General features: G+C 43.6%; 12 protein-coding genes, 1 pseudogene and 1 other annotated feature. All 13 genes and pseudogenes read left to right on the top strand.

The window, feature by feature from the left end; genetic code table 11:
* The first annotated feature begins 6 nt into the window (after window positions 1-6).
* Window positions 7-564, top strand: coding sequence for a protein-arginine kinase activator protein McsA (locus tag DIC78_RS09655; RefSeq protein WP_095714843.1), 558 nt, complete (start codon window positions 7-9; stop codon window positions 562-564).
* Window positions 564-1,655, top strand: a complete 1,092-nt coding sequence (locus tag DIC78_RS09650; RefSeq protein WP_059291687.1) for a protein-arginine kinase McsB — start codon at window positions 564-566, stop codon at window positions 1,653-1,655. The genes DIC78_RS09655 and DIC78_RS09650 overlap by 1 nt, the downstream gene beginning before the upstream one ends.
* Window positions 1,652-4,084: an ATP-dependent protease ATP-binding subunit ClpC gene (gene clpC / locus DIC78_RS09645; RefSeq protein WP_010332750.1), complete on the top strand. Its 2,433-nt coding sequence runs from the start codon at window positions 1,652-1,654 to the stop codon at window positions 4,082-4,084. The genes DIC78_RS09650 and clpC overlap by 4 nt, the downstream gene beginning before the upstream one ends.
* A gap of 91 nt (window positions 4,085-4,175) precedes the next feature.
* Window positions 4,176-5,552 carry a DNA repair protein RadA gene (gene radA, locus DIC78_RS09640; RefSeq protein ID WP_044153447.1) on the top strand — a complete coding sequence of 459 codons (1,377 nt, stop codon included), beginning with the start codon at window positions 4,176-4,178 and terminating at the stop codon, window positions 5,550-5,552.
* A gap of 3 nt (window positions 5,553-5,555) precedes the next feature.
* A complete protein-coding gene (gene disA, locus DIC78_RS09635; protein ID WP_003242042.1) occupies window positions 5,556-6,638 on the top strand; it encodes a DNA integrity scanning diadenylate cyclase DisA in 1,083 nt (360 codons plus the stop codon).
* A 119-nt stretch (window positions 6,639-6,757) separates the two neighbouring features.
* Window positions 6,758-7,858: a PIN/TRAM domain-containing protein gene (locus DIC78_RS09630; RefSeq protein ID WP_059291688.1), complete on the top strand. Its 1,101-nt coding sequence runs from the start codon at window positions 6,758-6,760 to the stop codon at window positions 7,856-7,858.
* Between the two features lie 14 nt (window positions 7,859-7,872).
* The gene (gene ispD, locus DIC78_RS09625; RefSeq protein ID WP_127696166.1) at window positions 7,873-8,571 is read left to right on the top strand and encodes a 2-C-methyl-D-erythritol 4-phosphate cytidylyltransferase; all 699 of its coding nucleotides are present in this window, start codon (window positions 7,873-7,875) and stop codon (window positions 8,569-8,571) included.
* Window positions 8,564-9,040 carry a 2-C-methyl-D-erythritol 2,4-cyclodiphosphate synthase gene (gene ispF, locus DIC78_RS09620; protein WP_099043918.1) on the top strand — a complete coding sequence of 159 codons (477 nt, stop codon included), beginning with the start codon at window positions 8,564-8,566 and terminating at the stop codon, window positions 9,038-9,040. Before ispD ends, ispF begins: the two co-directional genes overlap by 8 nt.
* Window positions 9,041-9,128: 88 nt before the next feature.
* The gene (gltX, locus tag DIC78_RS09615; protein WP_044153440.1) at window positions 9,129-10,580 is read left to right on the top strand and encodes a glutamate--tRNA ligase; all 1,452 of its coding nucleotides are present in this window, start codon (window positions 9,129-9,131) and stop codon (window positions 10,578-10,580) included.
* A 2-nt stretch (window positions 10,581-10,582) separates the two neighbouring features.
* Window positions 10,583-10,813, top strand: a binding site (T-box leader).
* Between the two features lie 80 nt (window positions 10,814-10,893).
* Window positions 10,894-11,547, top strand: coding sequence for a serine O-acetyltransferase (gene cysE / locus DIC78_RS09610; RefSeq protein ID WP_059336716.1), 654 nt, complete (start codon window positions 10,894-10,896; stop codon window positions 11,545-11,547).
* Window positions 11,544-12,944 (top strand): cysteine--tRNA ligase, encoded by a 1,401-nt coding sequence (gene cysS, locus DIC78_RS09605; RefSeq protein WP_127696164.1) that lies wholly within the window; start codon window positions 11,544-11,546, stop codon window positions 12,942-12,944. Before cysE ends, cysS begins: the two co-directional genes overlap by 4 nt.
* A gap of 3 nt (window positions 12,945-12,947) precedes the next feature.
* Window positions 12,948-13,380, top strand: a pseudogene (locus DIC78_RS09600) (mini-ribonuclease 3).
* Window positions 13,364-14,113 (top strand): 23S rRNA (guanosine(2251)-2'-O)-methyltransferase RlmB, encoded by a 750-nt coding sequence (gene rlmB / locus DIC78_RS09595; RefSeq protein ID WP_127696162.1) that lies wholly within the window; start codon window positions 13,364-13,366, stop codon window positions 14,111-14,113. Before DIC78_RS09600 ends, rlmB begins: the two are co-directional and overlap by 17 nt.
* Window positions 14,114-14,115: the final 2 nt, after the last annotated feature.

Here is a 14,115-nt window from a genome sequence, read left to right as displayed (position 1 = left end):
AAAAGATTGATTTGTCAAGAGTGCAATGAGAGACCAGCCACTTTTCACTTTACAAAGGTTGTTAACGGAGAGAAAAAAGAGGTTCACATCTGCGAACAATGTGCAAAAGAACATAGCGATTCATATGGTATAAGTGCAAGTCATGGTTTCTCTATTCATAATTTACTATCAGGTTTACTGAACATGGATTCTTCATTTCAGAATGCTGGAACTCAAATGTTCAGCCATTCCGAGCAAATATCTGCTTGTCCGAAGTGCGGAATGACATTTCAGCAATTTAGAAAAACCGGCCGATTTGGCTGTGCCGAATGTTATAAAACATTTCATAGCAACATTACACCGATCTTACGCAAAGTTCACAGCGGAAACACTGTGCATGGCGGGAAAATACCGAAACGTATAGGCGGCAACCTGCATGTCAGACGACAGATCGAAATGCTGAAAAAAGAATTAGAAGCTTTAATACAACAAGAAGAATTTGAAAATGCAGCCCATGTGAGAGATCAAATTCGTTCATTAGAACAGTCACTCAAAAGTACAGATAGTGAGGAGGAACAGGGGTAATGTCGCTAAAGCATTTTATTCAGGACGCATTAAGCAGTTGGATGAAGCAGAAAGGCCCTGAAAGTGACATTGTACTCAGCAGCCGCATACGTTTAGCTAGGAACTTTGAAAATATTCGGTTCCCTACGCGATATTCCAATGAAGAAGCCTCATCCATCTTACAACAGTTTGAAGAACAGTTTTCAGAACAAGAAATTCCCGGTGTCGGCAAATTCCTTTTGATCAGAATGAACGACGCACAGCCTTTAGAAAAACGGGTGCTTGTTGAAAAGCATCTCATCAGCCCTAATTTGACAGAGTCTCCTTTTGGCGGCTGTTTGCTTTCTGAAAATGAGGAAGTAAGCGTCATGTTGAATGAGGAGGACCACATAAGAATTCAGTGTCTTTTCCCAGGATTTCAGCTTCCGCAAGCAATGAAAGCCGCAAACCAAGTTGATGACTGGATTGAGGAAAAGGTTGATTATGCATTTAGTGAGCAAAGGGGTTACTTAACCAGCTGTCCTACAAATGTAGGTACGGGCTTAAGGGCTTCAGTCATGATGCATCTTCCGGCACTGGTTTTAACTAGGCAAATAAATCGAATTATACCGGCTATTAATCAATTAGGCTTAGTTGTTAGAGGAATTTATGGGGAAGGCAGCGAAGCAGTAGGAAATATCTTTCAAATTTCAAATCAAATCACGCTTGGAAAGTCGGAGCAGGATATTGTCGATGACCTTAACAGCGTAGCTGCCCAACTGATTGAACAGGAACGATCTGCCCGAGAAGCGCTTTACCAAACCTCTAAGATTGAGCTTGAGGATCGTGTGTATCGATCCTATGGAGTCTTGTCCAATTGCCGAATGATAGAATCGAAAGAAACTGCAAAGTGTCTTTCAGATGTTCGGTTGGGTATAGACCTAGGCATTATAAAAGGACTTTCAAGCAATATACTTAATGAACTGATGATTTTAACACAGCCGGGATTTTTACAGCAGTACTCGGGAGGCGCTTTGCGTCCGAACGAAAGAGATATACGAAGAGCGGCTCTTATCAGAGAACGGCTTCACTTAGAAATGAATGGGAATAGACAGGAGGATGAATCGATATGATGTTTGGAAGATTTACAGAACGAGCTCAAAAGGTACTGGCGCTTGCACAGGAAGAAGCACTTCGTTTAGGTCATAATAATATCGGCACTGAGCATATTTTATTAGGACTGGTGCGAGAAGGAGAGGGTATCGCTGCTAAAGCACTTCAAGCGCTTGGACTTGGTTCAGATAAAATCCAAAAAGAAGTTGAGAGCTTAATTGGGCGCGGACAGGAAATGTCTCAAACGATTCATTATACTCCGAGAGCTAAAAAAGTCATTGAGCTATCAATGGATGAGGCCAGAAAACTCGGCCATTCTTATGTGGGAACAGAGCATATTCTTCTTGGACTTATTCGCGAAGGTGAAGGTGTGGCTGCGAGAGTGCTTAACAATCTCGGAGTCAGCTTAAATAAAGCAAGACAGCAAGTGCTTCAGCTTCTTGGAAGTAATGAAACAGGTTCATCAGCGGCTGGAACAAACAGCAATGCGAATACGCCTACACTAGATAGCCTGGCAAGAGATTTAACAGCGATTGCGAAGGAAGACAGCCTTGATCCGGTTATCGGCAGAAGCAAAGAAATTCAGCGTGTCATTGAAGTGCTGAGCCGCAGAACGAAAAACAATCCTGTTCTGATTGGGGAACCGGGCGTAGGGAAAACAGCTATCGCAGAAGGTCTTGCACAGCAAATTATCAATAATGAAGTTCCCGAAATTTTACGGGATAAACGCGTTATGACATTAGACATGGGAACAGTGGTTGCCGGTACAAAATATCGCGGTGAATTTGAGGATCGTTTGAAGAAAGTTATGGATGAAATCCGTCAGGCAGGAAACATCATTCTATTCATTGATGAGCTCCATACACTAATCGGAGCGGGCGGAGCAGAAGGTGCCATTGATGCATCCAACATTTTGAAACCTTCACTTGCTCGCGGAGAACTTCAGTGCATTGGTGCGACAACTCTTGATGAGTACCGTAAATATATTGAAAAAGATGCAGCTCTGGAACGCCGTTTTCAGCCAATCCAGGTTGATCAGCCGTCTGTAGACGAAAGCATTCAAATCCTAAAAGGCTTGCGTGACCGATATGAAGCCCACCACCGCGTTTCTATCACTGACGAAGCCATTGAGGCTGCGGTTAAGCTTTCTGACCGATATATCTCTGACCGTTTCCTTCCGGATAAAGCTATTGACTTGATCGATGAAGCGGGTTCAAAGGTCAGATTGCGTTCCTTTACAACGCCTCCTAATTTAAAAGAGCTTGAACAGAAACTTGATGAAGTTCGTAAAGAGAAGGATGCTGCGGTGCAAAGCCAAGAGTTTGAAAAAGCGGCTTCCTTACGTGATACGGAACAGCGTTTGCGTGAACAAGTGGAAGATACGAAAAAATCATGGAAAGAGAAGCAGGGACAGGAAAACTCAGAGGTTTCTGTGGATGATATTGCGATGGTTGTATCCAGCTGGACTGGGGTGCCTGTATCAAAAATCGCTCAAACTGAAACTGATAAGCTTCTTAATATGGAGAGCATTCTTCATTCCCGTGTCATCGGCCAAGATGAAGCTGTTGTAGCCGTTGCTAAAGCGGTCAGACGTGCAAGAGCAGGGCTAAAAGACCCTAAACGCCCAATCGGCTCATTCATTTTCTTAGGCCCTACAGGTGTAGGTAAAACGGAGCTTGCACGGGCACTTGCTGAGTCTATCTTCGGTGATGAAGAAGCCATGATCAGAATTGATATGTCTGAATACATGGAAAAACACTCGACTTCTAGACTTGTAGGTTCACCTCCAGGGTATGTGGGATACGATGAGGGCGGCCAATTAACAGAGAAGGTAAGAAGAAAACCATACTCTGTTGTGCTTCTTGATGAGATTGAGAAAGCGCACCCTGACGTCTTCAATATCCTCCTTCAAGTACTTGAGGACGGACGATTGACGGATTCTAAAGGCCGTACAGTTGATTTCCGCAACACGATTCTGATCATGACGTCAAACGTCGGAGCAAGTGAGCTGAAACGCAACAAATATGTCGGCTTCAACGTTCAGGATGAGACGCAAAATCATAAAGACATGAAGGATAAAGTGATGGGTGAGCTGAAACGTGCGTTCAGACCGGAATTCATCAACCGTATTGATGAAATTATCGTCTTCCATTCACTCGAGAAAAAACATCTGGCTGAAATCGTGTCATTGATGTCTGATCAATTAACGAAACGTCTTAAAGAACAGGACCTTTCTATTGAATTGACGGAAGCTGCGAAAGCAAAAGTCGCGGAAGAGGGCGTAGATCTTGAATACGGTGCCCGCCCGCTCAGAAGAGCCATTCAAAAACATGTGGAGGACCGATTATCTGAAGAGCTGCTCAGAGGTAACATTCATAAAGGACACCATATCGTTCTTGATGTAGAAGATGGCGAATTTGTCGTAAAAACGACAGCTAAAACGAATTAATATAGAAGACGAAAATGAGGCATACAGCATGTAAGTGTATGCCTCAATTTCGTATCAAGAAATAGAACAAGGGAGAGGTCTTACACTATTTATGGCTAAAACAAAATCCAAATTCATCTGCCAATCCTGCGGCTACGAGTCTCCAAAATGGATGGGGAAATGTCCGGGCTGCGGTGCTTGGAATACAATGGTGGAAGAAATGATTAAAAAAGCACCGGCCAATCGGAGAGCAGCTTTTTCTCATTCTGTTCAAACCGTACAGAAACCTTCCCCCATAACATCAATCGAAACATCAGAAGAACCCCGGGTTAAAACACAGCTCGGCGAGTTTAACAGAGTGCTCGGCGGCGGTGTGGTGAAGGGCTCACTTGTTTTAATTGGCGGGGACCCCGGCATCGGAAAATCGACCTTATTACTGCAAGTATCCGCTCAGTTATCTGGTTCAACACGTCATGTTCTGTACATTTCAGGAGAAGAATCGGTAAAACAAACGAAATTAAGAGCAGACCGTCTGGGCATAAATAATCCCTCACTGCATGTTTTATCCGAAACCGATATGGAGTATATTTCGTCTGCTATAGAAGAGATGAATCCAGCGTTTGTGGTTGTTGACTCTATTCAAACGGTCTATCAAAGCGATATTACATCGGCTCCCGGCAGTGTGTCACAGGTAAGAGAATGTACAGCCGAGCTGATGAAAATTGCAAAGACAAAAGGTATTCCGATATTTATTGTAGGTCACGTAACAAAAGAAGGATCCATCGCGGGGCCGAGACTTCTGGAGCATATGGTTGACACTGTTTTATACTTTGAAGGAGAGCGTCACCATACTTTCCGAATCTTACGGGCTGTAAAAAACCGCTTTGGTTCTACAAACGAAATGGGTATTTTTGAAATGCGGGAAGAAGGGCTTACTGAGGTACTGAATCCTTCGGAAATCTTCTTAGAAGAGCGTTCGGCGGGATCGGCGGGGTCGAGCATAACGGCTTCTATGGAAGGTACAAGGCCGATTCTTGTTGAAATTCAGGCGCTCATCTCGCCAACAAGCTTTGGCAATCCGCGGCGCATGGCAACAGGGATAGATCATAACAGGGTGTCACTGTTAATGGCTGTGTTAGAAAAAAGAGTAGGGCTGCTGCTGCAAAATCAGGATGCATATTTGAAGGTAGCGGGCGGCGTCAAACTTGATGAACCTGCGATTGATCTTGCTATAGCGGTCAGTATCGCATCAAGCTTTAGAGACACACCTCCAAATCCTGCAGATTGCTTTATAGGAGAAGTGGGGTTAACCGGAGAAGTCCGCCGGGTATCAAGAATTGAACAGCGTGTAAAAGAAGCGGCAAAGCTTGGTTTTAAACGCATGATCATACCTGCGGCAAATCTGGATGGATGGACGAAACCAAAAGGGATTGAGGTCATCGGAGTAGCAAATGTTGCAGAGGCACTTCGTACTTCATTAGGAGGATAATAGATGGAAAAAGAGAAAAAAGGGGCGAAACATGAGTTAGACCTGTCTTCTATTTTGCAGTTTGTTGCTCCTGGAACACCGCTCAGAGCGGGGATAGAAAATGTACTGAGAGCAAATACAGGCGGTCTGATTGTTGTTGGATATAATGATAAAGTAAAAGAAGTGGTGGATGGCGGTTTCCACATTAACACTGCTTTTTCTCCGGCGCATTTATATGAACTGGCTAAAATGGATGGTGCGATTATTTTAAGTGATTCTGGTCAAAAAATCCTATATGCCAATACACAATTGATGCCTGAAGCCACAATTTCTTCGTCAGAAACAGGAATGCGGCACCGCACCGCCGAAAGAGTAGCTAAGCAAACCGGCTGTCTCGTTATCGCAATTTCTGAGAGAAGAAATGTCATAACGTTATATCAGGAAAGTATGAAGTATACACTTAAAGACATAGGATTTATTTTAACAAAAGCGAACCAAGCCATTCAAACTCTAGAAAAATATAAAACAATTCTGGACAAAACGATTAATGCACTAAACGCATTAGAGTTTGAGGAACTCGTTACATTCAGCGATGTTCTGTCTGTGATGCACCGTTATGAAATGGTGCTGCGAATCAAAAATGAAATCAACATGTATATCAGGGAACTGGGAACAGAAGGTCATTTGATTAAGCTGCAGGTCATCGAACTGATTACTGATATGGAAGAAGAGGCTGCTTTATTTATTAAGGATTATGTGAAAGAAAAGATTAAAGATCCATTTGTCCTTTTAAAAGAGCTGCAGGATATGTCCAGCTACGATTTGCTTGATGATTCCATTGTTTATAAGCTGCTTGGTTATCCGGCTTCTACAAATCTTGATGACTATGTTCTGCCTAGAGGATACAGGCTGCTAAATAAGATTCCGCGCCTTCCGATGCCGATTGTGGAGAATGTGGTGGAGGCATTTGGCGTACTGCCGAGAATTATTGAGGCCAGCGCAGAAGAATTAGATGAAGTAGAGGGTATCGGTGAAGTACGAGCCCAAAAAATCAAAAAGGGCTTAAAACGCCTTCAAGAGAAGCATTATTTAGACAGACAGCTATGATTTTCGGTTAAAACCATATCTTTACGGGTATATTATTGTTGGTTTTTGTTTATTCTGATATTCGTAGGTTGCGTAAAATCTTGTGAAATATAATAATTTTCTTTAAAGGAGGTGGGGGTATGTTAAAACGAATAGTTCAGGCGTTCTTCATTATCTTCGGCGGCGTTGTTGGTATATTTTTAATACCTGAATTGTTTGTACTGTTAAGTTTACAGGACATACCTTTAATAACAAACGCATATACGTCTGCGGCAATAGGTGCAATTATCTTTTTTCTCATCAGTATATGGGGTACAGATTACGTTGTGAACTGGGTTAAGTGGATAGAGGATTCATTATTAAAAGCGCCGGTTCCAGATTTGTTATTTGGAAGTCTTGGCTTAGTATTTGGACTTATAATTGCTTATCTTATCGTAAACGTTATTCCTTTAGACAATATACCTTACCGCATACTCAGCACAATCATCCCTGTGTTTTTAGCTTTCTTTCTCGGTTATCTTGGCTTTCAGGTGGGCTTTAAGAAAAAGGATGAATTGATCAGCCTATTCTCCATTTCCGCCAGAATGCAAAAGAAAAAAGGAACAGCTGATGAAGAGCACGAGGTCCAAGACAAAAAGCTGAAAATCCTGGACACAAGTGTTATTATTGATGGGAGAATTGCAGATATTTGTCAGACTGGTTTTTTAGAGGGAATTATCGTGATTCCGCAGTTTGTCCTTGAGGAATTGCAGCATATCGCTGACTCCTCAGATGTGTTAAAACGCAACAGAGGGCGCCGCGGTCTTGATATCCTGAACCGCATTCAAAAAGAATTAGATATTAAAGTTGAAATTTATGAAGGTGACTTTGAAGATATCCAGGAGGTTGACAGCAAGCTGGTCAAACTCGCTAAACTGACATCCGGAGTCGTTGTGACGAATGATTTTAATTTAAATAAAGTGTGCGAGCTCCAGAAGGTAGCAGTGTTAAACATTAATGACCTTGCCAACGCGGTCAAGCCTGTTGTGCTTCCGGGTGAGGAAATGAATGTTCAGGTCATTAAAGACGGCAAAGAGCATAATCAGGGAGTCGCTTACTTGGATGACGGCACTATGATTGTCGTTGAAGAAGGACGGAATTATATCGGCAAACACATTGATGTTCTCGTCACAAGCGTGCTGCAGACAGCAGCGGGACGAATGATTTTTGCCAAGCCTAAGCTGTTGGAGAAGGCGCTGTAAAGGGAGAAAGAACAATGAATTATGATGTGGTAATTCTTGCGGCCGGACAGGGGAAACGGATGAAGGCAGGGAGAAATAAACTGTTTATCGAGCTGAAAGGAGACCCGGTTATCATTCACACTTTACGGGTGTTTGACAGCCATCGTCCGTGTGGCAGAATCATTTTGGTGATTAACGAGCGCGAACGGGACGACTTTAAGCAATTGCTGAACCAATATCCGTTTCAAACCGCTATCGAGTTTGTAGCAGGCGGAGATGAACGCCAGCACAGTGTTTATAAAGGGCTCAAAGCCGTTAAACAAGAAAAGATTGTCCTCGTTCACGACGGCGCTCGTCCTTTTATAAAGCATGACCAGATTGATGAACTGATTGCTGAAGCGGAGCAGACCGGAGCGGCCATCCTGGCTGTTCCGGTAAAAGATACGATTAAACGCGTTCAAGATTTAGAAGTCAGTGAGACGATTGAACGTTCAAGCTTGTGGGCTGTCCAAACGCCACAAGCTTTTCGTCTTTCTTTATTGATGGAGGCTCACGCTGAGGCAGAGCGCAGAGGGTTTTTAGGAACGGATGACGCCAGTCTCGTCGAACAGCTGGAGGGCTGTTCGGTTCGTGTTGTAGAAGGTAACTATACAAATATTAAGCTGACGACTCCTGATGATTTAACGTCAGCTGAAGCTATCATGGAAGCAGAAAGTGGGAATAATCATGTTTAGAATCGGACAAGGTTTTGATGTGCACCAATTAGTAGAGGGCCGGCCTCTTATTATCGGCGGAGTTGAAATCCCGTATGAAAAAGGATTGCTCGGACATTCTGACGCGGATGTATTATTGCACACCGTTGCTGACGCATGTCTCGGAGCTGTCGGGGAGGGCGACATCGGCAAGCATTTCCCTGATACAGATCCGGAGTTCAAGGATGCTGATTCGTTTAAATTACTTCAGCATGTCTGGGGGATTGTGAAACAGAAAGGGTATGTACTTGGAAATATTGACTGTACGATCATTGCACAGATGCCGAAGATGGCGCCGTACATAGAAGACATGAGAAAAAGAATCGCTGAAGGGCTTGAGGCAGAGGTTTCCCAAGTGAATGTTAAAGCGACCACGACCGAAAAGCTTGGATTTACAGGAAGAGCGGAAGGAATAGCGGCTCAAGCCACAGTACTGATACAAAAAGGCTAACTTGTTTTGATGCCCGGTCTATTTGGTGGTAGAATAGATGCATACATTTAGCCTGAGGCCATACATGAGATGAAAGGAAGTATTTGAAATGGGAAACGAAGTACGCGTCCGTTATGCACCGAGTCCAACAGGACATTTGCATATTGGAAATGCCAGAACGGCGCTTTTTAATTATTTATTTGCCCGCAACCAAGGCGGCAAGTTTATTATTCGTGTTGAGGACACTGATAAAAAACGCAACATTGAGGGCGGAGAACAAAGCCAGCTCAACTATTTAAAATGGCTTGGCATCGACTGGGATGAGAGTGTGGATGTCGGCGGAGAGTACGGCCCATACCGTCAGTCCGAGCGTAACGATATCTATAAGGTTTACTATGAAGAGCTGCTTGAAAAAGGGCTTGCTTATAAATGTTTCTGTACGGAAGAAGAACTTGAAAAAGAACGTGAAGAGCAGATTGCCCGCGGAGAGATGCCGCGTTATTCCGGAAAGCACAGAGATCTGACTCAGGAAGAACAGGAAAAATTCCTTGCAGAGGGCAGAAAGCCGAGTATTCGTTTCCGTGTCCCTGAAGGAAAAATCATTGCGTTTAATGATATTGTAAAAGGTGAAATTTCTTTCGAATCTGATGGCATCGGCGACTTTGTTATTGTGAAAAAAGACGGAACGCCGACTTATAACTTTGCAGTAGCTGTGGATGACTATCTAATGAAAATGACGCACGTGCTGCGCGGTGAGGACCATATTTCGAATACACCAAAACAGATCATGATCTTTCAAGCGTTCGGCTGGGATATTCCTCAGTTCGGCCACATGACGTTGATTGTAAATGAAAGCCGTAAAAAGCTCAGCAAACGTGATGAATCGATTATTCAATTCATTGAGCAATATAAAGAGCTTGGCTACTTGCCGGAGGCGCTGTTCAACTTTATCGGCCTGCTGGGCTGGTCGCCGGTGGGAGAAGAAGAGCTTTTCACAAAAGAAGAGTTTATTGAAATTTTTGATGTAAATCGTTTATCTAAATCACCAGCTCTGTTTGATATGCATAAGCTAAAATGGGTCAACAACCAATATGTGAAAAAATTGGATCTTGATCAGGTTGTTGAGCTTACGCTTCCGCATCTTCAAAAAGCCGGCAAAGTTGGCAATGAACTATCTCCTGAAGAACAAGAATGGGTTCGCAAACTGATTTCTCTATATCATGAGCAATTGAGCTACGGTGCGGAAATTGTTGAGCTGACTGATTTGTTCTTTACGGATGAGATCGAGTATAATCAAGAAGCAAAAGCTGTTCTAGAAGAAGAACAGGTGCCTGAAGTACTCAGCACATTCGCTGCGAAGCTTGAAGAGCTGGAGGAGTTCACTCCGGACCAGATCAAAGCTTCTATCAAAGCAGTGCAGAAAGAAACAGGTCATAAAGGGAAAAAACTGTTTATGCCGATCCGTGTTGCTGTAACAGGCCAAACTCACGGTCCTGAGCTTCCGCAATCAATTGAACTGATCGGAAAAGAATCTGCAATTCAGCGGTTGAAAAATATCTAAATAGATGATTGTTGACAGGGAAGAGTATAAAGCTTTAGACCAATACAGAAAGGATCTTCATTGGCTGAGAGAGATCCAGGAGTCGGGTTTTAGAAGTGCGCCCTTAAGACCTTTGAAGAACGTTTTTCGAAACCAGTATTCAAAGGCGGCCGCCGCCGTTACAGGCTGAAGTTGGGAGAGCAGGAGTCTGCTTTTCAAACAGAGTGGAACCGCGCGGTCAAAGCGTCTCTGTCATGTTTACATGCAGAGGCGCTTTTTTTATTGGGTCTAGAGGAAATAGATAGATGATAGCGGGTAGAATGGGGGGAAGCATGTGTTTTTTAAAATGCTCAAAGAAGACATTGATACGGTGTTCGATCAAGATCCTGCAGCACGAAGTTATTTTGAAGTGATTTTAACTTATTCCGGTTTACATGCTATATGGGCGCATCGGATTGCACATGCTTTATATAAACGAAAATTTTATTTCCTTGCACGCCTTATATCTCAGGTGAGCCGATTTTTTACAGGAATTGAAATCCACCCAGGGGCTACGATCGGAAGAAGATTTTTCATAGACCATGGGATGGGGGTTGTCATTGGGGAGACATGTGAAATCGGCAATAACGTAACCGTTTTTCAGGGGGTTACCCTCGGAGGAACGGGGAAAGAAAGGGGAAAAAGGCATCCGACAATTAAAGATGACGCATTGATAGCGACAGGTGCTAAAGTGCTCGGTTCAATAACTGTCGGTGAAGGCTCTAAAATAGGGGCTGGTTCAGTTGTGCTGCACGATGTTCCGGACTACTCTACAGTTGTCGGCATCCCGGGAAGGGTTGTCGTGCAAAACGGCAAGAAAATCAAACGGGATTTAAACCATCAGGATTTACCCGATCCGGTTGCTGACCGGTTTAAGTCTTTGGAACAGCAGATTTTAGAGCTGAAGACGGAACTTGAAGACAGAAAAGAAAGGATTAATCAAAAATGACAATCACTCTTTATAATACATTGACTAGACAGAAGGAAACGTTCGTTCCTCTTGAAGAGGGAAAAGTAAAAATGTACGTGTGCGGACCGACGGTTTACAATTATATTCATATTGGAAATGCCCGTCCGGCCATCGTTTATGACACGGTTCGAAACTATTTGGAGTATAAAGGCTACGATGTCCAATATGTCTCTAACTTCACAGATGTAGATGATAAATTAATTAAAGCGGCAAATGAACTTGGTGAAGATGTTCCGACCATTTCTGAGCGTTTTATTAAGGCATACTTTGAAGATGTGGGCGCTCTTGGCTGCAGAAAAGCGGACCTTCATCCGCGCGTCATGGAAAACATGGACGCGATTATTGATTTCATAGATCAGCTGGTGAAAAAGGGCTATGCTTATGAATCTGAAGGAGATGTTTATTTCAAAACAAGAGCATTTGAGGGATACGGAAAGCTCTCGCAGCAATCGATTGATGAATTGAGATCTGGCGCGCGCATCCGAGTTGGCGAGAAAAAAGAAGATGCTCTTGATTTCGCTCTGTGGAAAGCGGCTAAAGAAGGAGAAATCTCTTGGGATAGCCCTTGGGGGAAAGGACGTCCGGGCTGGCACATTGAATGCTCTGCGATGGTGAAAAAGTACTTAGGTGATCAAATTGATATCCATGCAGGCGGCCAGGATTTAACATTCCCTCACCATGAAAATGAAATTGCTCAATCAGAAGCGCTGACTGGCAAAACATTTGCGAAATACTGGCTTCATAACGGCTATATCAATATCGATAATGAAAAAATGTCAAAATCACTCGGCAACTTTGTGCTTGTGCATGACATTATTAAACAGCATGATCCGCAGCTGCTCAGATTCTTTATGCTGTCTGTTCACTATCGTCACCCAATTAACTATTCAGAAGAGCTTCTGGAGAACACAAAGAGCGCGTTTAACCGGTTGAAAACAGCGTACAGCAACCTTCAGCACCGTTTAAACAGCAGCACGAATTTAACAGAAGATGATGATAAATGGCTTGCAAAGATTGAAGAACATCGAACAGCATTTGAAGAAGCAATGGATGATGATTTTAATACAGCGAATGCCATTTCTGTTTTATTCGATTTGGCGAAGAATGCGAACTATTATCTTCAGGAAGATCATACGGCAGATCACGTTATTAAAGCGTTTATTGACATGTTTGACCGAATTGTTTCTGTCCTCGGTTTCTCACTGGGTGAGCAGGAGCTTCTGGATCAAGAGATTGAAGATTTGATTGAAAAAAGAAATGAAGCGCGCCGCAATCGTGATTTTGCTCTGTCTGATCAGATCCGCGACCAGCTGAAAAGCATGAATATCATTCTTGAAGATACGGCTCAAGGCACTCGCTGGAAACGGGGAGAATAACGGATGCTTGATTTTGAAACGATAAAAGATTCAAAGCAGCTTAACGGCCTTGCGCTTGCTTATATAGGTGATGCCATTTTTGAAGTTTATGTGAGGCATCACCTACTTAAGCAGGGATTTACCAAACCAAATGATCTTCACAAGAAATCAAGCCGGATCGTATCGGCAAAGTCACAGGCTGAGATCCTTTTCTTTCTGCGGAATCAATCCTTTTTCACGGAAGAAGAGGAAGCGGTGCTGAAAAGAGGCAGAAATGCCAAGTCGGGAACGATACCTAAAAATACAGATGTTCAGACGTACCGCTATAGTACAGCATTTGAAGCACTGCTGGGCTATCTTTTTCTTGAGAAAAAAGAAGAAAGACTGAATCAGCTTGTTGCTGAAGCTATACAATTCGGAACGGTCAGGGAGGAAAACAAATGAGTCAGCAACATGATTACGTCATAGGAAAAAATGCAGTGATCGAGACGTTAAAATCAGATCGCAAGCTGTATAAGCTGTGGATGGCGGAAAACACCGTAAAGGGACAAGCACAGCAGGTGATTGAGCTCGCGAAAAAGCAGGGCATTACCATTCAATACGTCCCTAGAAAAAAACTCGACCAAATGGTGACGGGGCAGCACCAAGGTGTAGTGGCGCAGGTCGCAGCGTATGAGTACGCGGAACTGGACGACTTATATAAAGCGGCAGAGGAAAGAAATGAACAGCCTTTCTTTCTCATTCTGGACGAGCTTGAGGACCCTCATAATCTCGGTTCAATTATGAGAACAGCTGATGCAGTCGGCGCCCATGGCATTGTCATTCCAAAACGCAGAGCTGTCGGTCTGACAACTACAGTGGCAAAGGCTTCAACAGGCGCAATTGAGCATATTCAAGTCGCAAAGGTCACCAATTTGGCGCGAACGCTAGAGGAAATGAAAGAGCGGGGAATCTGGGTTGTCGGAACGGATGCATCCGCGCGGGAGGATTACCGCACAATGGACGGCAGCATGCCTTTGGCTCTCGTCATCGGAAGTGAAGGAAAAGGAATGGGACGCCTGATTAAAGAAAAATGTGATTTTCTTATTAAACTCCCGATGGCAGGTAAAGTTACTTCACTCAATGCATCTGTAGCGGCGGGGCTTTTGATGTATGAAGTCTACCGGAAGCGAAACCCTCTGGGAGAATAATG

This window comes from Bacillus halotolerans (assembly GCF_004006435.1).
Taxonomy (GTDB): domain Bacteria; phylum Bacillota; class Bacilli; order Bacillales; family Bacillaceae; genus Bacillus; species Bacillus halotolerans.
The sequence above is the reverse complement of the archived record's forward strand: the minus strand, read 5'-3'. Positions and strand labels throughout refer to the sequence as shown.

Coding starts and splice junctions, on each gene's coding strand:
- rlmB (WP_127696162.1), top strand. CDS start 13,364: ATGAGTCAGCAACATGATTACGTCATAGGAAAAAATGCAGTGATCGAG.
- disA (WP_003242042.1), top strand. CDS start 5,556: ATGGAAAAAGAGAAAAAAGGGGCGAAACATGAGTTAGACCTGTCTTCT.
- ispF (WP_099043918.1), top strand. CDS start 8,564: ATGTTTAGAATCGGACAAGGTTTTGATGTGCACCAATTAGTAGAGGGC.
- DIC78_RS09650 (WP_059291687.1), top strand. CDS start 564: ATGTCGCTAAAGCATTTTATTCAGGACGCATTAAGCAGTTGGATGAAG.
- clpC (WP_010332750.1), top strand. CDS start 1,652: ATGATGTTTGGAAGATTTACAGAACGAGCTCAAAAGGTACTGGCGCTT.
- gltX (WP_044153440.1), top strand. CDS start 9,129: ATGGGAAACGAAGTACGCGTCCGTTATGCACCGAGTCCAACAGGACAT.
- radA (WP_044153447.1), top strand. CDS start 4,176: ATGGCTAAAACAAAATCCAAATTCATCTGCCAATCCTGCGGCTACGAG.
- ispD (WP_127696166.1), top strand. CDS start 7,873: ATGAATTATGATGTGGTAATTCTTGCGGCCGGACAGGGGAAACGGATG.
- cysS (WP_127696164.1), top strand. CDS start 11,544: ATGACAATCACTCTTTATAATACATTGACTAGACAGAAGGAAACGTTC.
- DIC78_RS09630 (WP_059291688.1), top strand. CDS start 6,758: ATGTTAAAACGAATAGTTCAGGCGTTCTTCATTATCTTCGGCGGCGTT.